Source organism: Pseudomonas sp. P4795 (assembly GCF_048822895.1).
GTDB lineage: Bacteria > Pseudomonadota > Gammaproteobacteria > Pseudomonadales > Pseudomonadaceae > Aquipseudomonas.
Window position 1 is genome coordinate 177,611 of record NZ_JBMFBT010000001.1, and the last position, 21,062, is coordinate 198,672.

General features: G+C 60.0%; 17 protein-coding genes. 12 read left to right on the forward strand and 5 right to left on the reverse strand.

What is annotated here, in order from left to right; genetic code table 11:
* Positions 1 to 335 precede the first annotated feature (335 nt).
* The 10 genes from ACOI8A_RS00785 (at position 336) to ACOI8A_RS00830 (ending at position 13,187) form a co-directional block, all read left to right on the forward strand.
* Positions 336 to 1,205: an esterase/lipase family protein gene (locus ACOI8A_RS00785; RefSeq protein WP_420649124.1), complete on the forward strand. Its 870-nt coding sequence runs from the start codon at positions 336 to 338 to the stop codon at positions 1,203 to 1,205.
* Between the two features lie 98 nt (positions 1,206 to 1,303).
* Positions 1,304 to 1,585 (forward strand): peptidylprolyl isomerase, encoded by a 282-nt coding sequence (locus ACOI8A_RS00790; protein ID WP_095058119.1) that lies wholly within the window; start codon positions 1,304 to 1,306, stop codon positions 1,583 to 1,585.
* 135 nt (positions 1,586 to 1,720) lie between these two features.
* Positions 1,721 to 3,589 (forward strand): extracellular solute-binding protein, encoded by a 1,869-nt coding sequence (locus tag ACOI8A_RS00795; protein WP_420649125.1) that lies wholly within the window; start codon positions 1,721 to 1,723, stop codon positions 3,587 to 3,589.
* On the forward strand, positions 3,589 to 4,650 hold the full coding sequence (locus ACOI8A_RS00800; protein WP_420649126.1) for a microcin C ABC transporter permease YejB: 1,062 nt from the start codon (positions 3,589 to 3,591) through the stop codon (positions 4,648 to 4,650). Before ACOI8A_RS00795 ends, ACOI8A_RS00800 begins: the two co-directional genes overlap by 1 nt.
* Positions 4,650 to 5,672 carry an ABC transporter permease gene (locus ACOI8A_RS00805; RefSeq protein WP_420649127.1) on the forward strand — a complete coding sequence of 341 codons (1,023 nt, stop codon included), beginning with the start codon at positions 4,650 to 4,652 and terminating at the stop codon, positions 5,670 to 5,672. Before ACOI8A_RS00800 ends, ACOI8A_RS00805 begins: the two co-directional genes overlap by 1 nt.
* A 13-nt stretch (positions 5,673 to 5,685) precedes the next feature.
* Positions 5,686 to 7,269: an ABC transporter ATP-binding protein gene (locus ACOI8A_RS00810; protein ID WP_420649214.1), complete on the forward strand. Its 1,584-nt coding sequence runs from the start codon at positions 5,686 to 5,688 to the stop codon at positions 7,267 to 7,269.
* Entirely contained in the window at positions 7,266 to 8,681 is a 1,416-nt protein-coding gene (locus tag ACOI8A_RS00815) for a sigma-54 interaction domain-containing protein (RefSeq protein WP_420649128.1), read from the forward strand. The genes ACOI8A_RS00810 and ACOI8A_RS00815 overlap by 4 nt, the downstream gene beginning before the upstream one ends.
* Before the next feature lie 286 nt (positions 8,682 to 8,967).
* On the forward strand, positions 8,968 to 10,359 hold the full coding sequence (locus tag ACOI8A_RS00820) for a GntP family permease (protein WP_420649129.1): 1,392 nt from the start codon (positions 8,968 to 8,970) through the stop codon (positions 10,357 to 10,359).
* Positions 10,360 to 10,366: 7 nt separating this feature from the next.
* Positions 10,367 to 11,140, forward strand: a complete 774-nt coding sequence (hbdH, locus tag ACOI8A_RS00825; RefSeq protein ID WP_420649130.1) for a 3-hydroxybutyrate dehydrogenase — start codon at positions 10,367 to 10,369, stop codon at positions 11,138 to 11,140.
* 91 nt (positions 11,141 to 11,231) lie between these two features.
* Positions 11,232 to 13,187, forward strand: coding sequence for an acetoacetate--CoA ligase (locus ACOI8A_RS00830; RefSeq protein ID WP_420649131.1), 1,956 nt, complete (start codon positions 11,232 to 11,234; stop codon positions 13,185 to 13,187).
* A 90-nt stretch (positions 13,188 to 13,277) separates the two neighbouring features.
* Here the strand turns inward: ACOI8A_RS00830 and ACOI8A_RS00835 are convergent, their stop codons facing one another.
* Positions 13,278 to 14,393: a PilT/PilU family type 4a pilus ATPase gene (locus tag ACOI8A_RS00835; protein ID WP_420649132.1), complete on the reverse strand. Its 1,116-nt coding sequence runs from the start codon at positions 14,391 to 14,393 to the stop codon at positions 13,278 to 13,280.
* Between the two features lie 126 nt (positions 14,394 to 14,519).
* Between ACOI8A_RS00835 and ACOI8A_RS00840 the strand changes: the two genes are divergently transcribed.
* On the forward strand, positions 14,520 to 17,057 hold the full coding sequence (locus ACOI8A_RS00840) for a PAS domain S-box protein (protein WP_420649133.1): 2,538 nt from the start codon (positions 14,520 to 14,522) through the stop codon (positions 17,055 to 17,057).
* 50 nt (positions 17,058 to 17,107) lie between these two features.
* A complete protein-coding gene (locus tag ACOI8A_RS00845; RefSeq protein WP_007912322.1) occupies positions 17,108 to 17,383 on the forward strand; it encodes a peptidylprolyl isomerase in 276 nt (91 codons plus the stop codon).
* 123 nt (positions 17,384 to 17,506) lie between these two features.
* Here the strand turns inward: ACOI8A_RS00845 and ACOI8A_RS00850 are convergent, their stop codons facing one another.
* The 4 genes from ACOI8A_RS00850 to ACOI8A_RS00865 form a co-directional block, all read right to left on the reverse strand.
* Complete coding sequence (locus ACOI8A_RS00850; protein ID WP_420649134.1) at positions 17,507 to 18,442, reverse strand: sugar kinase; 936 nt, start codon at positions 18,440 to 18,442, stop codon at positions 17,507 to 17,509.
* Positions 18,442 to 19,659: an amino acid deaminase gene (locus tag ACOI8A_RS00855; RefSeq protein ID WP_420649135.1), complete on the reverse strand. Its 1,218-nt coding sequence runs from the start codon at positions 19,657 to 19,659 to the stop codon at positions 18,442 to 18,444. The genes ACOI8A_RS00850 and ACOI8A_RS00855 overlap by 1 nt, the downstream gene beginning before the upstream one ends.
* 38 nt (positions 19,660 to 19,697) lie before the next feature.
* Positions 19,698 to 20,462 carry an IclR family transcriptional regulator gene (locus ACOI8A_RS00860; protein WP_420649136.1) on the reverse strand — a complete coding sequence of 255 codons (765 nt, stop codon included), beginning with the start codon at positions 20,460 to 20,462 and terminating at the stop codon, positions 19,698 to 19,700.
* Between the two features lie 200 nt (positions 20,463 to 20,662).
* Positions 20,663 to 21,052, reverse strand: coding sequence for a RidA family protein (locus tag ACOI8A_RS00865; protein ID WP_420649137.1), 390 nt, complete (start codon positions 21,050 to 21,052; stop codon positions 20,663 to 20,665).
* Positions 21,053 to 21,062 lie beyond the last annotated feature (10 nt).

Consider the following 21,062-nt stretch of genomic DNA (forward strand, 5'->3'; position numbering starts at 1 on the left):
ACTGCTCCATTCCCTGGATTAAACACGCAGCCAGCCTGCCGCGAGCAAGAGCCTTTATTGAACCCGTTTCGTGGTCATTGCGATGTCAGCTCCAGGCGCCTTGGATGCGAGTCAACAGCGCCCAGGAAGGTAGGCAACTGCGAGAAAATCACTCTGGATGACGTAAAAGATGTCCAGTTATTCCGATCCGGATTTCAGAAAGTAGAGAAATTTCGCACGCACGCTGATCCGAATTCCAGTAAACGACAAAGACTCTTCATACATCGCCAGCGCCGTGAGTGTTTTAGAGTGACACGCAGACAACGTCGATCAACTTCTGCGATTTAGGTGCAAATATGCAACGGAATGCCACAACTCGTTACCCCATCCTGTTGGTGCACGGACTGTTCGGATTTGAGCGCATCGGCCCCTTCGACCTGTTCCACGGCGTTACACAGGCACTCAAAGACGCCGGTAGTCGAGTGTTTGTGCCGCACCTCTCGGCGACTCAAGACAACGAAGTTCGGGGTGAGCAACTGCTCTTGCAGATAGACTCCGTGCTGCGAGGCACGGGCGCGGCCAAAGTCAACCTGATCGGACACAGTCAGGGCGCACTCTCCGCCCGATACGCTGCGGCGCTTGCACCACACCACGTCGCTTCAGTGACCTCGGTCAGCGGTCCAAATCACGGTTCGGAACTTGCAGATTTCCTGCGCAAGGCGTTGGTACCGGGACGATTACCGGAAACGGTCGCGCAAAATGTCGCGACGCTGTTCGGCGACTTCCTGTCGCTGATCAGTGGCAGCACCACACTGCCGCAAAACGCGCTGGCCTCACTTGATGCCCTGACGACCGAAGGCGTCGGAAAATTCAATGACAAATACCCGCAAGGCTTGCCTGAAAAATGGGGCGGACACGGAGCGGAACAGGTCAATGGCGTGCGCTACTACTCCTGGAGCGGTGTCGTACCGGATGCAGTCTTGCCAGCGGTTGATCCGGTGCGAAGTGTCTGCACAGCCCTTTCTGCATATTTTGTGACTGAGCCTGCGCAGAACGACGGTTTTGTCGGTCGCTTCAGCTCTCATCTCGGAACCGTGATCCGTTCTGATTATCCCCACGACCATTTAGCTAGCCTGGGTCGAGCCCATGGCCGACGACCATCACCTGTTGACTCGATTCAACTCTACGTCGAGCACGCCTTGCGCCTGCAAGCAGCGAATCTCTAGGTGCAGTGATCAGGAAACGAATGGAACTTTGCCGAGAAATCGGCCACTGAATCCGGTAGGCTCCACCCTTTACTGAATCTTGATTGGAGAGTTTCCCCATGGCTAAAGCCACTGCCCGCCACATCCTCGTTGCCAGCGAAGACAAGTGCAACGAACTCAAGGCCCAGATCGAAGGCGGCGCTGATTTCGCCGACGTCGCCAAGGCCAACTCCACCTGCCCGTCCAGCCGTCAGGGTGGCGATCTCGGTTCGTTCGGTCCTGGCCAGATGGTCAAGGAATTCGACACCGTGGTATTCAGCGCGCCGATCAATGTCGTGCAAGGCCCGGTGAAAACCCAGTTCGGTTATCACCTGCTGGAAGTGACCAGCCGTCAGGACTGATCCGTCGTCCGACTCGCTTGAAAACGGCCCGCCTATTGGTGGGCCGTTGTGTTTTGGTAACACGATACGGCTGGCGGGCACCGCGTTGCTCGCGTACAAATTGCGCTTATCGATCACCCGGCGCTAAGGCTGACAATGCGACTGGCTTTCCCCTCATTGATGTTCACTGCCGTGGCCCTGCTGTTTGGCGCCGCCGGTGTGGACGCTGCACCGCAACATGCATTGACCGTTTATGGCGAACCGGCGAAGTATCCAGCCGGCTTCAGCCACTTCGATTACACCAACGCGCAGGCACCCAAGGGTGGCACCATGCGCCGCTCGGCCGTCGAGATCGGCCATTTCGATCACCTGCTGCCTTATATAGACAAAGGTATCGGCGTATCCCAGATCGACGGCATGCTGTATTCGCCGCTGGCCCAGCGTTCACAGGACGAGCCGTATACGGTCTACGGCCTGGTCGCGCAGAAGATGGAGCGCTCCGAGGATGGTCTGTCGCTGCGCTTCTTCATCAATCCCAAGGCGCGCTTCGCCGATGGCAAACCGATCACCGCCGAGGATGTGCGCTACACCTACGATTTGTTGATGACCCAGGGCAGCCTGCGCTACCGCACCCAGTTTGCCGACGTCAAAGGCGTCGAAGTCGAAGCGCCACTGACCGTGCGTTTCGATTTCAAGAGCAACGAGAACCGTACCCTGCCGCTGGACATCGCGACTCTGCCGGTGTTTCCCGAACACTGGTGGAAAACCCGGGATTTTGCCGGCGGTGGCGGCTATGAACCACCGTTGGGCAGCGGCCCGTATCGCGTCGGCAAGGTCGACTCCGGACGCAGCATCACCTTCGAACGCAACGCCGACTGGTGGGGCAAGGATCTACCGGTCAGCCGTGGTTTGTACAATTTCGATCACTTCAGCATTGAGTACTTCGGCGACACCGACGTTGCCCGTCAGGTATTGCGCGGCGGCGCTTACGACTACAACCGCGAATTCTCCGCCACCGGCTACTCCATCGGTTACGACAGCCCGGCGTTGAGTGACGGGCGTCTGCAAAAAGCCCATCTGGCCACCGAGGCGCCGCAATCGGCGCAAGGTTTCGTGTTTAACCTGCAAAAACCGCTGTTCGCCGATCGGCGCGTGCGTCAGGCGCTGGCCATGCTCTGGGACTTCGAGTGGAGCAACCGGCAGATGATGCGCAATCTGTACATTCGCCAGCAGAGCTATTTTTCCAACAGCGACCTCGCCGCTCGGCAACTGCCGGACGCTGCCGAACTGAAAATTCTCGAACCCCTGCGCGGGCAAATACCCGATGAGGTATTCAATAAAGTCTTCGAAGCACCGAAGACCGACGGCAGCGGGGTGATTCGCGACAAGCAGTTGCAAGCGCTTGAGCTGCTGGAACAGGCCGGATGGAAGCCGAATGGCGATCAACTGGTCAATGCGCAGGGCGAGCCGCTGAGTTTCACCTTCCTCGTCAGCCAGAACGGCATGGATCGCTTGCTCTTGCCGTACAAGCGCACACTGAAGCAGATCGGCATTGACCTCAATATCCGCCGCATCGATTCCTCGCAATACGTCAACCGTTTGATGAGCCGTGACTACGACATGATCGTCACCGGCTACCCCGTCACCACTTCCCCGGGTGGCGAGTTGCTCAACTATTTCGGTTCAGCCTCGGCCAACGATCCCGGCGCCAACAACTACATGGTGCTGAAGAACCCCGCTGTCGACACCTTGATCAACGGCCTGATCCGCGCCTCGACCCAGCCCGACATGCTGCGCTACGCCCACGCGCTGGATCGCGTGCTGCAATGGAACTACTACTGGATCCCCAACTATTACCCGCCGGGCACCTCGACGGTGTGGTGGAACCGCTTTGGCATCCCGACTGTTCAGGCGAGCAATGACGAGGCCATCGAGAGCTGGTGGGAGATCAGCCGCACGCCGCTGACCAATCAACAGATGACGGCCGAGAAAATCAGCCGTGGCAGACCCGGAGGGCCGCGCTGATGTGGGCTTATATACTGCGACGTCTGCTGCTGATCATTCCGACGCTGGTGATCATTCTGCTGGTCAATTTCGTGATCATTCAGGCCGCACCGGGCGGTCCGGTGGAGCAAGCCATTGCGCACTTGCAGGGTATCGGCGGCAGCAATGTCGGCGGCGGTTCCAGTGAGACCATGAGCGGCACCTCGCGCGCCAGCCGTGGCCTCGACCCGCAACTGATCAAAGACATCGAAAAACAGTACGGCTTCGACAAACCGGCGCATGAGCGCCTGTGGCTGATGCTCAAGAATTACGCGCAACTGGATTTCGGCAAGAGTTTCTTTCGCGGCGCCACGGTCACTGATCTGATCCTTGAAAAAATGCCCGTGACCATTTCCCTTGGATTGTGGGCGACGCTGATTACTTATCTGGTATCGATCCCGCTGGGCATCCGCAAAGCCGTGCATCACGGCAGTCACTTCGACATCTGGAGCAGCACCGCGATCATCATCGGCTACGCGATGCCCGCGTTTCTGTTTGCGATGTTCCTGATCGTGGTCTTCGCCGGTGGCACTTCACTGAACTGGTTTCCGGTACGCGGACTGGTTTCAGACAACTTCGAATCGCTATCGACCCTCGGCAAAATCACTGACTATTTCTGGCACTTAGTGCTACCGGTGACGGCGTTGGTGATCGGCGGTTTTGCGACGCTGACCATCCTCACCAAGAACTCGTTCCTCAATGAAATCACCCGTCAGTACGTGGTCACCGCCCGCGCCAAAGGCCTGAGCGAACGCCGGGTGCTGTACGGCCATGTGTTCCGCAACGCCATGCTGTTGGTGGTTTCGGGAATTCCTCAGGCATTCATCAGCGTGTTCTTCGCCGGTTCGTTGCTGATCGAGGTGATCTTCTCCCTCGACGGCCTCGGACGCATGAGTTACGAAGCGGCCGTATCGCGCGACTATCCGGTGGTGTTCGGCTCGCTGTTCATCTTCACGCTGTTCGGCCTGCTGATAAAACTCATCGGCGACCTGTGCTACACGCTGGTTGACCCGCGCATCGACTTTGCCGCGAGGAACGCCTGATGTTCAAGCTCTCGCCGTTGGGTCGCCGCCGTTTCGAACGTTTCAAGAAAAACCGCCGGGGCTGGTGGTCGCTGTGGCTGTTTATCGGCCTGTTTCTGCTAAGTCTCGGTGGTGAGTTGATCGCCAACGATAAACCGTTGATCGTCAGCTATCAGGGCGACTGGTACTTCCCGGTATTCAAGCGCCACACTGAGCAGGAGTTTGGCGGACAACTGCCGTTTCAGGCCGACTACCGCAGCGATTACGTGCAGAACCTGATTCGCAAGGACGGTGGCTGGCTGCTGTTTCCGCCAATCCCGTTCAGTGATGACACGCCGAACTACGAACTGAACAAACCGGCGCCGAGTCCGCCGTCGGCCGTCAACTGGCTGGGAACCGACGACCAGGCACGAGATGTGCTGGCGCGGGTGATTTTCGGTGCGCGGGTGTCAATTCTGTTTGCGCTGATGCTGACCTTGGTCAGTGCGCTGATCGGCATTGCCGCCGGTGCGTTGCAGGGGTATTACGGCGGCTGGGTCGATCTGATCGGTCAGCGTTTGCTGGAAGTCTGGTCAGGGTTGCCGGTGCTGTATCTGCTGATCATTCTCTCCGGTTTTGTCGAGCCGAATTTCTGGTGGCTACTGGGGATCATGGCGCTGTTTTCCTGGCTCGCGCTGGTGGACGTGGTGCGTGCCGAGTTCCTGCGCGGGCGCAATCTCGAATACGTCAAAGCAGCGCGGGCATTGGGTCTGACCGACCGCAAGGTGATCTTCCGGCACATTCTGCCGAACGCGATGAATGCGACCCTGAGCTATCTGCCGTTCATTCTGACCGGGGCAATTTCCACCCTCACGGCGCTGGACTTCCTCGGTTTCGGCATGCCGGCCGGCAGCGCTTCGCTGGGCGAATTGATCGGTCAGGGCAAGCAGAACCTGCAAGCGCCGTGGCTCGGGCTCACCGCGTTCTTCACCTTGGCGTTGATTCTCTCTTTACTGGTTTTCATCGGCGAGGCGTTGCGTGATGCCTTCGATCCGCGATCCTGAGGCGCAGGCACAAATGACTGACAACCTGATCGAAATCCGTGACCTCAACGTCGCCTTCCATGGCCAGGCTGTGGTGCGCAATCTGTGCCTCAACATCCGGCCCGGCGAATGTCTGGCACTGGTCGGCGAATCCGGCTCTGGCAAATCAGTGACCGCGCATTCGATCCTGCAATTGCTGCCCGAGGGCGAAGCGCAAACCACCGGCAGCATTCGCTATCGCGGGCAGGAGCTGGTCGGCACCGACCCGAAGATCTTGCGCGAGCTGCGCGGCAATCGCATCGCCATGATCTTTCAGGAGCCAATGACCTCGCTCAACCCGTTGCACAGCATCGAAAAACAGATCGGCGAAACCCTGCTGCTGCACAGGGGGTTGGGCGGCAAACAGGCACAAAAACGCATCCTCGAATTGCTCGAGCTGGTGGGCATCCAAAAACCGCAAGAGCGGCTCAAGGCTTATCCGCATCAACTCTCCGGCGGCCAGCGCCAGCGCGTGATGATCGCCATGGCTCTGGCCTGCGAGCCGGAACTGCTGATCGCCGACGAGCCGACCACCGCGCTCGACGTCACCGTGCAGCGCAAGATCCTGCTGCTGCTCAAGTCCCTGCAACAGCGGCTCGGCATGTCGTTGCTGCTGATCAGCCACGATCTGAACCTGGTGCGCAGCATCGCGCAACGGGTGTGCGTGATGAAAGCCGGCGAAATTGTCGAGCAGGCGCCCTGCGAAACGCTGTTCACCGAGCCGAAACACCCTTACAGCTGCGTGCTGCTCAACGCTGAGCCGGAAGGCGAAGCGCTGACCCGGGCCGAGCGGGAAAACGTCCTGGAAGTGGAAAACCTGCGGGTTGACTTCACCGTCGGCGGTGGTTTGTTTCAGCGCAAGCAATACCTGCGCGCAGTTGACGGCATCAGCCTGAACATCCAGCGTGGCAAGACCTTGGGCATCGTTGGCGAGTCCGGTTCAGGCAAGTCGACACTGGGCCAGGCAATCCTGCGGTTGCTCGACTCAGAAGGCAGCATTCGTTTCCAGGGCGAATCCCTCGACCGCCTCAATCAGAAGCAGATGCGTCCGTGGCGCCGACAGATGCAGGTGGTGTTTCAGGACCCGTTCGGCAGCCTCAGCCCGCGCATGTCGGTGGCGCAGATCATCAGCGAAGGGCTGGAGGTGCATTGCCAGTCCACCGCTGATGAGTGCGACGCACAGGTGATTCGCGTGCTCAAGGAGGTCGGCCTCGACCCCGACAGCCGTCACCGCTATCCCCATGAATTCTCCGGCGGCCAGCGCCAGCGCATCGCTATCGCCCGCGCATTGGTGTTGAAACCGGCGCTGATCCTGCTCGACGAACCGACCTCGGCGCTCGATCGCACGGTACAAAAACAAGTGGTCGCCCTGCTCCGCGATCTGCAGGAAAAACACGGTTTGACCTATCTGTTCATCAGCCACGACCTCGCCGTGGTGCGTGCCTTGGCCCACGATATGATCGTGATCAAGGACGGCAAAGTGGTCGAGCGCGGGGCGAGCCATGATGTGTTCGACTCGCCGCAGCATCCGTATACCAAAGAGCTGTTGGCGGCGGCGCATCCGGGTTCAGTCAGATGAACAACACCGAAAGCCTCAAGGATTACCAACGCGTCCGCACCTTGGCGATCCGTTCGCTGTTCGAGATCATCGAGCAGTCCAGCGAAGGCACGGTGATTGTCGACCGTGACGCGAACATCGTCTGGATGAACGAGCGTTATGCGCGGCGCTTCGGCCTCGAATCTGCCGAGGGCGCCATCGGCAAGCCTTGTGAAGGCGTGATCCCCGGCAGTCTGCTGCGCGAAGTGGTGCGCACTGGCCGGCCGATTTTGCTGGACATGCAAGACACCCCCAAAGAGCCGCTGGTGGTGATGCGCCTGCCGATCCACGACGACGCTGGCTCAGTAATCGGCGCCATCGGTTTCGCCCTGTTCGACGAATTGCGCACGCTGTCGCCGATGCTCAAGCGCTACCTGAGCATGCAGGAAGAGCTGGCTTCGACCCGCTCGCTGCTGCGCGCCCGGCAGACCAAATACAACTTCGCCCATTTCATCGGCACCAGCGCCGCCAGCCTCGAAGTCAAACGCCGCGCCCGGCGCAGTGCCAGCGCCGAGTCGCCGGTCTTGCTGCTCGGCGAGACCGGCACCGGCAAAGAGCTGCTGGCGCAGGCGATCCACAGCGCGTCACCACGGGCGCACAAAGCCTTCGTCAGCATTAACTCCGCAGCCATTCCGGAGGCGCTGCTCGAGTCAGAGTTTTTCGGCACCGCGCTGGGGGCCTTTACCGGCGCTGACCGTAAGGGTCGAACCGGCAAATTGCAGATTGCTCAGGGCGGCACGTTGTTTCTTGATGAGATCGGCGACATGCCGCTGCCGCTGCAGAGCAAACTGCTGCGCGTGTTGCAGGAAAAGGAATTCGAACCGGTCGGCTCCAACGACGTGATTCAGAGTGATGTGCGGGTGATTGCCGCGACCTCGACGGATCTGGAAGCGGCGATCAAGCGTGGCGAGTTTCGTGCGGATTTGTGCTACCGCCTCAACGTGTTGCCGATCAAGGTTCCGCCGTTGCGCGAGCGTCTCGATGACCTGCCAGCACTGAGTGAAGCGATTCTTGAAGAGCTGCGCAGCCAGCATGAGCTGCATCGTGAGGCGCTGGAGTTGCTGGGGCAGCACGCATGGCCGGGGAATATCCGCGAGTTACGCAACGTGCTGGAGCGGGCGGCGCTGTTGAGTGATGACTTGCTGTTGACGGTGCATGACATTCGCGCGGCGATTGGTACGTTTACTCCGGTTGAGCGGACGTCAACGGCGTCCGCCGAAGCGCTGTCAGGCGAAACCTTCAGTCAGGCGCGCGAGCGGTTTGACCGGCAATTGATTGAGGCGACCCTCGCGCAATGCGGGGGCAAAGTCGTTGAAGCGGCCGAGCGATTGGGGCTTGGACGATCGACGTTGTACAAGAAAATGGTCGCACTTGGAATTGCCGAATCTCGATAAAGAGACTAGATCTCCATATTGAGATAGACCCCCGGGATCGCTTCGCGATCATCGCTAGCAGGCTTGCTCCCACAGGGAGAACGCGTTTCTACTGTGGGAGCTAGCCTGCTCGCGATGGCGATAGACCATAATCAACAATCTCTAGATTGAGACAGAAAATCGAATTTATTACCTCGCATTGAAATATATTCATATATTTCAATCACTTAACTGTTGGCACACATCTCGCAATAGTCCCTTCCTACAAAGCATCACCCACAAAAATAACAATCCCAGGAGACACACCATGAGTGTGATCATTGCCTTGGCAGCCCTCGCGCTGCTGATGCTCGCGGCCTACCGTGGCTACAGCGTTATCCTTTTTGCCCCGATCGCCGCCCTCGGCGCCGTCCTGCTAACGGACCCCTCCGCCGTCGCCCCTGCATTCACCGGGGTGTTCATGGAGAAAATGGTCGGCTTCATCAAACTGTATTTCCCGGTATTCCTGCTTGGCGCCGTGTTCGGCAAGTTGATCGAGCTATCGGGCTTCTCGCGTTCGATTGTTGCGGCGGCAATTCGTCTGCTCGGCACGCGTCAGGCGATGCTGGTGATCGTGCTGGTCTGCGCCGTGCTCACTTATGGCGGCGTGTCCCTGTTTGTGGTGGTGTTTGCGGTGTATCCGTTCGCCGCAGAAATGTTCCGCCAGAGCAATATCCCCAAGCGCCTGATCCCGGCGACCATCGCCCTCGGCGCGTTCTCGTTCACCATGGACGCCCTGCCCGGCACCCCGCAAATCCAGAACATCATCCCCAGCACCTTCTTCAACACCACTGCGTGGGCAGCGCCGTGGCTGGGGGTGATCGGCACGATCTTCGTGTTCTGCGCCGGCATGCTGTTTCTGCAACGTCAGCGCAACAAGGCGCAACGCGCCGGCGAAGGCTATGGCACTGAACTGCGCAACGAGCCGGAAACCGCTGAAGACCTGAAGCTGCCGAACCCATGGCTGGCACTGTCGCCGCTGTTGGCGGTGGGCATCATGAACTTGCTGTTCACCCACTGGATTCCGCAGTGGTACGGCAAGACCCACAGCCTGGCGCTGCCGGGCATGGCCACGCCGGTCACCACCGAAATCGCCAAACTGACGGCGATCTGGGCGGTGCAGGCAGCCCTGCTGATCGGCATTTTGATGGTGTTGGCATTTGGCTTTAATGCGATCAAAAGCAAACTCGCCGAGGGCAGTAAAAGCGCGGTCAGCGGTGCGCTGCTGGCGGCGATGAATACTGCATCGGAATACGGTTTCGGCGCGGTTATCGCATCGCTACCAGGGTTTCTGGTGTTGGCCGACTGGCTCAAGGGCATCCCCGATCCGCTGGTCAACGAAGCGATCACCGTGACCTTGTTGGCGGGTATCACCGGTTCCGCTTCCGGCGGCATGAGCATCGCCCTGGCGGCAATGTCCGAACAATTCATCAGCGCCGCCCACGCCGCGAATATTCCGCTGGAAGTGCTGCACCGAGTGGCCGCGATGGCCAGCGGCGGCATGGACACCCTGCCGCACAACGGCGCGGTAATCACCTTGCTCGCAGTCACCGGCCTGACCCACCGTGAAGCCTACAAAGACATTTTCTGTATTACGCTGATCAAGACCCTGGCGGTTTTCGTGGTGATCGGCACTTTCTACGCCACTGGCATTGTGTGAGGTATTGATGACGACTCTTTCAGGCAAGACCGCGCTGGTTACCGGTTCCACCAGCGGCATCGGGCTGGGCATCGCCCTGACGCTGGCCAAGGCTGGCGCCAATCTGATCCTCAACGGTTTTGGCGATGCGTCCAAAGTGATTGCCGAAGTCGAGCAATTTGGCGGCAAGGTCGGGCATCACCCGGCCGACGTCAGCGACCCGGCGCAGATTGCCGAGATGATCGCCTACGCCGAGCGCGAGTTCGGCGGCGTCGACATTCTGGTGAACAACGCCGGTATTCAGCATGTGGCAGCGGTTGAAGAATTTCCGGTGGAGCGTTGGGATTCGATCATTGCGATCAACCTGTCCTCGGTATTTCACAGCACGCGTCTGAGCTTGCCCGGCATGCGCAGCAAGGGCTGGGGGCGGATCGTCAACATCGCTTCGGTGCATGGCCAGGTCGGTTCGACCGGCAAAGCTGCGTATGTGGCGGCCAAACACGGGGTGATCGGTTTGACCAAGGTTGTCGGCCTGGAAACCGCTACCAGCAACGTCACCTGCAACGCGATCTGCCCCGGCTGGGTGCTGACGCCACTGGTGCAGAAGCAGATCGATGACCGGATTGCCACGGGCGTCGAGCCGCAGCAGGCACAGCACGATTTGCTCGCGGAAAAACAGCCGTCGCTGGAGTTCGTTACACCGGCGCATCTGGGGGAACTGGTGCTGTTTTTGTGCAGCGAGGCGGGCAGTCAGGTGCGCGGTGCGGCGTGGAATATTGATGGTGGCTGGCTCGCGCAGTGAGCAACTGGTAGACCGCGTTATCGTTCATCGCGGGCAAGCCACGCTCCCACAGGTTTTATGTGGGATCTGAAGATAAAACAAGAGGCAAACCATGTCCGACATTCTCTGGCAACCCGACGCAACGCGTATCGCCAACTCCCGCATGGACATGTTCCGACGCTGGGTTAATCAGCGCCATGAGCTGGATCTGCACGACTACCCTGCCCTGCACCAATGGTCGATCGACCAGCGTGAAGCGTTCTGGCAGGCAATCGTCGATTTCTTCGATGTCCGCTTCCACACGCGTCCGGATGCGGTCCTGCGCGAAGGTGCGCAAATGCCCAGCGCCGAATGGTTTCCCGGTGCCACGCTGAATTTTGCCGAACACCTTTTGCGTCGCCGCGATGATGCCGTGGCTGTGATTGCGGTGGCGGAAAACGGTCAGCGCGAACAATTGACCTGGGCCGAACTGGCCGAACAAGTCGCAGGCTTTCAAGCCAGCCTGCAAGCAGCGGGAATCGGCATTGGCGACCGCGTGGCGGCGTGCATGCCCAACACCTGGCAGACCTTGGTGGCGATGCTCGCGACCACCAGCCTTGGCGCAATCTGGTCGTGTTCTTCACCCGACTTCGGCACCCACGGCGTGATTGATCGCTTCGGCCAGATCGAACCAAAAGTGCTGATCACCTGTGCCGGTTATCGCTACGCCGGCAAGCAAATCGATCAAACCCAAAAGCTCAACGAAATCCTCGAACAGCTGCCGTCACTTGAGCAATTGATCATCGTGCCTTACGCGCGAACGCAGGCGCACATCGAGGATTACCGCACGCAGGCCAACGTCACGCTTTGGGATGATTTCTATCAACCCGGCGGCGAGCCGCATTTCGTCGCGGTGCCCTTCGCTCATCCGCTGTACGTGCTGTATTCCAGCGGCACCACCGGTGTGCCGAAATGCATCGTGCACAGCACCGGCGGTGTGTTGCTGCAACACGTCAAGGAACATGGGCTGCACGTCGATCTCGGCCCCGGCGATCGCTTGTTCTACTACACCACTTGCGGCTGGATGATGTGGAACTGGCTGGTCTCGGCGCTGGCGGTCGGCAGCGCGGTGCTGTTGTATGACGGCTCGCCGTTTCATCCGGATAATACGCGCCTGCTGGAGTTGCTTGAGGATGAGCGGGTCAGTGTGTTCGGCACCAGTCCCAAGTATCTCGCGACGCTGGAAAGCAGCGGCCTCAAGCCGCGCGAAAGCCATGACTTGAGCAGCCTGAAAACTCTGCTGTGCACCGGCTCCGCGCTATCACCGCAAAGCTACGATTTCGTCTATCGCGACTTCAAACCGGACGTGTGCCTGGCCTCGATGTCCGGCGGTACCGACATTGTTTCCTGCTTCGTCAACGGCAATCCGCTGTCGCCGGTACGCCGGGGCGAGAACATCGGCAAGAGCCTGGGCATGGCGGTCGCGGTATGGAACGCCGCCGGCCATGCGGTAATTGGCGAAAAAGGCGAACTGGTCTGCACCCGGCATTTCCCGGCGATGCCGGTTGGCCTGTGGAATGACCCGGACGGCGAGAAGCTGCGCAAATCCTATTTCAGCCAGTTCCCCGGAGTTTGGGCTCAGGGCGATTACGCCGAGGAGCTGGCGCATGGCGGGATGCTCATTCACGGACGCTCGGACGCAGTGCTCAACCCCGGTGGCGTGAGAATCGGCACCGCGGAAATCTACCGGCAGGTGGAAAAAGTCGCTGAAGTGCTCGACAGCGTGGCCATCGGCCAACAGTGGCAGGACGACGTGCGCGTGGTGTTGTTCGTGCGCCTCAAGGATGGCGTGGTGCTGGACGAGGCGTTGCAGCAGCAGATTCGCCAGGTGATCCGCGCCAACACCACGCCGCGGCATGTGCCGGCGAAAATCGTTGCGGTGACTGATATTCCGCGCACCATCAGCGGCAAGGTCGTGGAACTGGCGGTGCGTAATGTGGTGCACGGTGAACCGGTGAAGAACACCGATGCGCTGGCCAATCCCGAAGCGCTGGAGCAGTTTCGCGATCGACCGGAGTTGCGCACTTAAAGTCAAAAGATCGCAGCCTGCGGCAGCTCCTACAGGGATTGTGTAGGAGCTGCCGAAGGCTCGGGCCGCGTTCGGACGAGCTTTTGATCTTCAATCCATCAAACCCCACTCCCCGGTCGACGTTGATCGCGGTGGGGCCGGGGCCGCATCCGCATGCAACTTCAATCTCAGCCGCAGGTTATTCACCGAATCGGCGTGTTTCAGAGCCTCCTCTTCAGCTATCACCCCTTCGACCACCAGCGCGAACAACGCCGCATCAAACGTCTGCATGCCCGACTCAGCGGACTTTTCCATGATGTCCTTAAGCCCATGTAACTCATTGCGCCGGATCAAATCGCCTATGGTCGGCGTGCCCAGCATTACCTCCACCGCGGCGCGCCTTTGACCATCAATCGTGCGTACCAGGCGTTGGGACACGAACGCTTTCAGATGATTGCCCAACGCATGCAGCAGCTGCGGCCGGCGCTCTTCAGGGAAGAAATTAATGATCCGGTCCAGCGCCTGATTGGCGTTGTTGGCGTGCAACGTCGATAGCACCAGATGCCCGGTCTCGGCAAACGACAACGCATGTTCCATGGTTTCGCGGTCGCGGATTTCGCCGATCAGCACCACGTCCGGCGCCTGACGCAAGGTGTTTTTCAGCGCTGCGTGAAAGCTGCGCGTATCGACGCCGACTTCGCGCTGGTTGATGATCGATTTCTTGTGCCGATGGATATATTCCACCGGATCTTCGATGGTGATGATGTGCCCGCTGCTGTGCCGATTGCGATGATCGATCAGCGCCGCCAGTGAAGTGGATTTACCCGAATCGGTGGCGCCGACAAACAGGATCAACCCTTGCTTGAGCATTACCGTTTCGAGCAACACCGGCGGCAGTTTGAGGTCTTCAAAACGCGGAATGTCGAGCTTGACGTTGCGGATCACGATTGACACATCGTTGCGTTGCTTGAAGATATTGACCCGAAAGCGGCCGATGCCTGCGCGCGAGATCGCCAGGTTCATTTCCAGATCCCGGTCGAACTCCCGGCGTTGCTCGGCGTCCATCAGGGAGGTGCCGATGGTTGCGACCTCGCCGGGTTTGAAGGGTTGTTCGCTCAACGGCGCCAGCACCCCGTCGAATCGCGCACTGGGCGGCGCGCCGGTGGACAGGAACAGGTCCGAACCGTGACGGCTCGCCAGTTGTTTGAGCAGTGCATCGATTTCCATGGCAACAACACCTGCGAAGCTTTCAATGATCAGGGACAACCCGCGCCGTGACGCAGCGGGCCAAACAGCGTCTACCGAACTAGGATAGTAGACGCCGCCTCACCGACCGACGCTCAGGACTTTTAGATGAACGCTGTACCCACCAGCAACGACGCCCAGGCACTGATTGCCCGAACCGACTGGAGCCGCACGCCACTGGGCGCTGCCGGAACCTGGCCGCAGAGCCTGCGCACTGCGGTGGACATCGTGCTGCACTCGCCAATGCCGATGCTGTTGTTGTGGGGGCCGGAGCTGACACAGATCTACAACAATGGCTTCGCCCTGCTCGCCGGCAGCAAGCATCCGTACGCTTTCGGACAACCGGCGAACCTTATATGGCCAGAACTTCGAGACTTTACTGACCCGATCTACAGCGGCGTCCTACAAGGCGAAGTGCGCACCTACAGCGAACGGCGCTTTACCTTGCAACGCGATGGCCAGGAATCCGACTTCTGGCTCGACCTGACCTACAGCCCGATCCGCGATGAACGTGCGCAAGTCGCCGGGATTCTGGTCACGGCCATCGAAACCAACGAACGCCGACGCATCGCCCTCGAACTCCAGCAGCGCTCCGACGACAGCCTCAAGGCCCAGCGCGAAACCGAAGAACGCCTGCAACTGGCGTTGGCCGCAACTGATGCAGTTGGGACCTGGGATTGGGACATCGGCGAAGATCGTTTTATTGCCGACGCGCATTTTGCGCAATTGCACGGTGTCGATCCGGCGCTGGCCGAGCAATTGCCGATCAGCGAATACCTGCAAGGCGTGCACCCCGAAGACCGCGCACTGATTGCGCGTAGCATCAAACACTGCATCACCCACGGCACCGAATACGCCGAGGAATATCGCCTGCTACGCGCCGACGGCGAGTTGCGCTGGGTATTTGCTCGCGGTCGTTGCTACAAGGATCACCACGGGCGGCCGACGCGCTTTCTCGGTGCGGCGCTGGATCTGACCGAGCGCAAACACACTGAACAGGCGCTGCGCCAAAGCCAGACCGAGTTGCAGTTGATCATCAACGCCATGCCGATTCTGATCAGCTACGTCGACCACGAAGAGCGCTTTCGCTTGAACAACGCCGCTTACCTCGACTGGTACGGCCTCACGCCGCAGGAACTCTACGGCCGCACCATTCGCGACGTGCTCGGCGATGAAGCCTACTTTCTGCGAGCACCGTACATTGCCGAAGCATTGGCCGGGCGGCCCTGTTCGTTCAGTCTGTACACCCCTCACCGCGATGGCAGCCAGCGTCATGCACTCATGAATTACCTGCCGCGCCACGGTCCGGACGGCTCGGTGAATGGTTTCTACATTTTCGTGATCGATGAAAGCGAGCGTAAGAAGACCGAGGAAGCGCTGCGTCACCTCAATGAAACCCTTGAAGAACGCGTCAGCGCGCGTACCGAGCAACTGGCGCAGGCCAACGAGCGTTTGCAGAACGAAATGGTCGAACGCGAGCGCGCCGAGGATGCGTTGCGGCATGCGCAGAAAATGGAAGCGGTCGGCCAGCTCACCGGCGGCATCGCGCATGACTTCAACAACATGCTCACCGGGATCATCGGCAGTCTCGATCTGATGCAGCGCTACATTGCCAACGGCCGCGCCGACGAGATCGGCCGTTTCACTGAAGCGGCGGTGTCGTCGGCCAACCGCGCGGCGGCGCTGACCCACCGTTTGCTGGCGTTCTCGCGTAGGCAATCGCTGGATCGCAAGACGCTGGACGTCAACGAGCTGGTGCTTTCGCTCGAAGACCTGATCCGCCGCACAAAGGGTGATCCGATCGCCCTCACGTTGAAGCTGACCGACAACCTGTGGCCTGTGAGCACCGACGTCAGCCAACTGGAAAACGCCCTGCTCAACCTCGTCATCAACGCCCGCGACGCAATGCCCGATGGCGGTGAACTGGTGATCGAGACGGCGAATGTCTACCTCGATGGCAGCGATATCACCACGCTGGAGCCGGTCAAGGCTGGCGATTACTTGATGCTCGCGGTCAGCGATAACGGCAGCGGCATGACGCCGTCGGTACTGTCGAAAGCCTTTGACCCGTTCTTTACCACCAAGCCTATCGGCCAGGGTACGGGTCTGGGATTGTCGATGATTTATGGTTTCGCCCAGCAGTCCGGTGGGCACGTCAGCCTCGACAGCTTGCCCGGCAAGGGCACTTGCGTGCGTCTGTACTTGCCGCGTTTGCGCACATCGGAACCGGAACAGCCCGCGCTGGAAACGCTGAGTGAATCGCCTGCCATCGCCAGCGGCGAAACGGTCCTGGTAGTCGAGGACGACCCGGCCGTGCGCATGCTGGTGCTCGATTTGCTCAAGGAACTTGGCTACAGCGCACACGAAGCCGAAGACGCAAAAAGCGCGTTGCCGCTGCTCGAATCCGAGGTGCGCGTGGATCTGCTGGTGACCGATGTCGGGCTGCCGGGCATGAACGGCAGGCAACTGGCGGAGATCGCCCGTCAGCATCGACCGGGCCTCAAGGTGTTGTTCATGACCGGTTATGCGCACAAAGCCGCGGAGCGTCAGGGCTTTCTCGAGGACGGCATGGACATGGTTGCCAAGCCGTTTGCCATCGAGCTATTGGCGGGCAAGATCCGCACGATGCTCAACCAGACACCGTGACTTGAGGCATAATCCGCGCCCCGCCGTCACCCCGCTACAGGTATTGCACGATGAAAGCCCAAGCCCGCCACATTCTGGTGAAAACCGCCGAAGAGGCCGAACAGCTCAAACAACGCATCGCCAAGGGCGAAGCCTTTGATGTGCTGGCCAAGAAATTCTCGACCTGCCCGTCCGGCAAACGCGGCGGCGATCTGGGTGAAGTGCGACCGGGGCAGATGGTCGGCGCGATCGATGCAGTGATCTTCAAAAAGCCGCTGCGCACCGTGCATGGGCCGATCAAAAGCAAATTCGGTTACCACCTGGTGCAGGTGTTTTACCGCGATTGATCAGCTCCCCCTGCACCTGTAGGAGCTGTCGAGTGAAACGAGGCTGCGATCTTTTGACTTTGCTTTTTTGCAGAACAAGATCAAAAGATCGCAGCCTTCGGCAGCTCCTACCGGGTTTGTGTTTCAGGCTTTGGGGATCAGTGCTCCGGAAACCTGGATGACTTGGCTCGCGAGCAGGTGCCCAGCCTCTGCTGCTTCGACAGGACTGCCCCCCAGCAACCGCCGCGCCAGATACGCCGCACTGAACGAATCCCCCGCCGCCGTGGTGTCGACGACCTTCTCGACTTTCTGCGCCGGCACCTCGTAAGACTCCCCGCCACAGCGAATCAAACACGCCTCGGCGCCACGCTTGAGTACCACTTCCGGCGTGCCGATCTGCGCGTAGGCGTCGAACACCGCCTCGCAACTGGAGAAATGAAACAGCGCCTGCTCATCCTCCAGCGTCAACAACGCCAGATCGACATGCGGCAAAACGCTGCGATAGGCCGCCCGCGCTTCCTCCGGCGAAGCCCACAGGCGTGGCCGGAAGTTGTTGTCGAAGACGATGCGCGCGTCCCGCTGGCGGGCCTCGATCAAAGTCTCGATCAGTTTCTCGCGGCCCTGCGCACCCATTACCGCGAGGGTGATGCCACTCAAATACAGCACGTCGTAATCCGGTAGCGCCGCCAGAATCGGTGCAGCGGCCGGCGTAGTGAAGCAATCGCGCACGGCAGCTTCGTTGCGCCAGTACAGAAAACGCCGCTCACCGGCGGCGTCAGTCTGAATGCAATACAGACCCGGCAAACGCCCGGGCAAGCGCTGCACCAGTTCCAGGCCGATACCTTCATCAGCCCAAATGCGGCACATGGCGTCGCTGAAGCTATCGTCGCCCAACGCCGTGACGTAATCGACCTGCGCGTGGTCGCCCATGGCACGCGACAGATAAACCGCAGTGTTCAACGTGTCACCGCCGAAACTCTGTTGCAGACTGCCGTCGGCACGTTGCTGCAGTTCGATCATGCATTCGCCGATCAGGGCGATGCGCGGGGCGTTCGGCCCCAGAGTGCTGAGGGTGTTCATCAGAAGCAGGTTTCCATGCTTTCGATCACTGCCAGTTGCTCATCCACCAGCAAACCTGTGCGCCACTTGTCAAAGGTCAGGCACGGGTGCGAAGTGCCGAAGGAAATGATGTCACCGACGCGCAGTTCAACACCCGGCGCCACGCTCATGAACGCATGCTGGTCCATCACCGCCGTGACTTTGCACGCGCCGACATCCTCACCCACCGCCGGCAGCACGCCAGCCTTGTAGCGCAGCAACGGCACCGGCAGCCCGGCGTCATACGCCACATCGCGTTTGCCGAGAGCGATCACCGCAAAACCCGGTTCCGGCAACGACTGCACATGCGCCCAGACTTCCAGCGCCGGACGCAGGCCTTCGTGCAAATCACTGCGGCGGTCGAGCACGCAGCATTGCGCTTCTTTGTAGATGCCATGGTCGTGCGCCACGTAACTGCCCGGACGCAACACGCTGAGGAAACGCCCGCCAGCGTTCTGTGACTCGAAGGATTCGGCGATCAAGTCGTACCACGCCGAACCCGACGCAGTGATGATCGGCTTGCCGATGGCAAACGCGCCGCTGTCCTGCAACTGCACTGCCAGTCGCACCAGCGAGGCAGCGAATTCACGAATACCGCTGACCGCGTGATCGCCATGGATCACACCTTCGTAACCTTCAATCCCGGTCAGCGCCAGCGCCGGTTGGGCGTCAATCGCTTTGGCCAGCTCGATGACTTCCTGTTCGCTGCGGCACCCGCAACGGCCGCCCACCACGCCGTATTCAATCATCACGTTCAAACGAACGCCGCGCGCGGCGAAATAGGCACCCAAGTCCGCAACGTTGTCCGGGTGATCGACCATGCAATAGAAGTCGAAAGTCGGGTCTGCCAGCAGGTCGGCAATCAGCGCCATGTTCGGCGCTCCGACCAATTGGTTGGCCATCAATACCCGGCGCACACCGTGGGCGTATGCGGCCTGAGTCTGCGTGGCGCTGGCGAGAGTGATGCCCCATGCACCGGCGTCGAGCTGGCGGTGGAACAGCGCCGGAGTCATGCTGGTTTTGCCATGGGGCGCGAGCTCGGCGCCGCTGTCGCTGACGAATTTCTGCATCCAGCGGATGTTGTGCTCCAGTGCTTCGCGGTGCAGCACCAGCGCCGGTAGGCGGACATCGTGCACCAGTTGCGCGCCGATTGCGGCATCGCCCTTGTTCACGGCAGCAGAGTTGTTGGCAGTCGTCATGGTCAAACTCCTCACAGTCGCGCCGGCAAGCGGCGCGGTTATTCGTTGATCCGCCGGGCGAGGCTGTTGGCGCTCTCGATCAGAACCCGGCGATAGTCTTCGTAATGGGTTTTGGCATCGGCGCGCGGGGCGACGATGCACAGGGTGCAGATGGCTACGCCGCTCGGGTCTTTGACCGGGGCGGCGAAGCAATGGGTAAAGGTGTCGGCGACGCTATCGAAGGAGAAAAAACCGTCGATGCCGGCCTGACGGATTTCCTGCAGAAACGTGTTCAGCGGCAGGCGTTCGCCACCGGGCAAAATGAAGTCGTCAGGGTCGATCAGGTCGATGATCTGCTGGTCGCTCAGATGCGCCAGCAGCAGGCGCCCGGACGCCGTCCACGGGATCGGCGCGTTCTCGCCGATGTCGGAAGAAATGCGGAAATGCCGCTCGCCCTCCTTCATCAGTGCCACCGTATATTTGCGCCCGTTGAGCAGGCACATCTGCGCGGTTTCGCGGGTCTGGCTGACGATCTCCTGCAATGCGTGGTCGGCTTCGCGGCTCAGATCAAAGTGACGCAAATGCGCCTGGCCGAGGAAGTACAACTGGCGACCGAGATAGACGTGACCGTCCTTGCCCACCGGCTCGAGAATCCGTCGTTCCAGCAGTGAAGCGACCAGTTCATAAACCGTGGATTTCGGGCTGCCGATGCCGTTGGCGATGTCGTTCGGGCGCAGCGGCTGGCCGATCTCCTTGAGAAAATCGAGGATATCGAACGCCCGATCCAGACCGCGAGCCCGGCGTTTGATGGTGTCTTCGGTCATTTCATTGGGTTCCCATAAAAGATGCCGGGATGGTAACTGGGCCTTGGTGTTGTGTCAGTGAGAATGCTGCCCTCTCCCCGAGGGAGAGGGAGCCTGACCGCATTGATGCAAACGTCTTTGTCTAGCGCAAAAATCTGCATCGATACAAATCAGTCCCCTCTCCCTCGGGAGAGGGCCAGGGTGAGGGACTCCTCAAGCGATCAAACCTTTTTCTTGTACGCGATACAGTCAATCTCAACCTTGCAATCGACCATCATGCTCGCCTGCACACAGGCCCGAGCCGGTGCATGCTCAGGCTTGAAGTACTCACCAAAAACCTTGTTGAAACTCGAGAAATCCCGCGGATCGTCCAGCCACACCCCGGCCCGTACCACGTCTTCGAGGCCATAACCGGCCTCTTCGAGAATCGCGATCAAATTCTTCATGGTCTGGTGCGTCTGCTCGACGATGCCGCCGACAATGATCTCGCCATCCACCGCCGGCACCTGACCGGAAACGTACAACCAGCCATCGGCTTCAACCGCGCGGGCGAATGGCCGTGGCTGGCCGCCAGCGGCGGTGCTGCCGGTGCCGTATCGAGTAATGCTCATGAATGTTGCT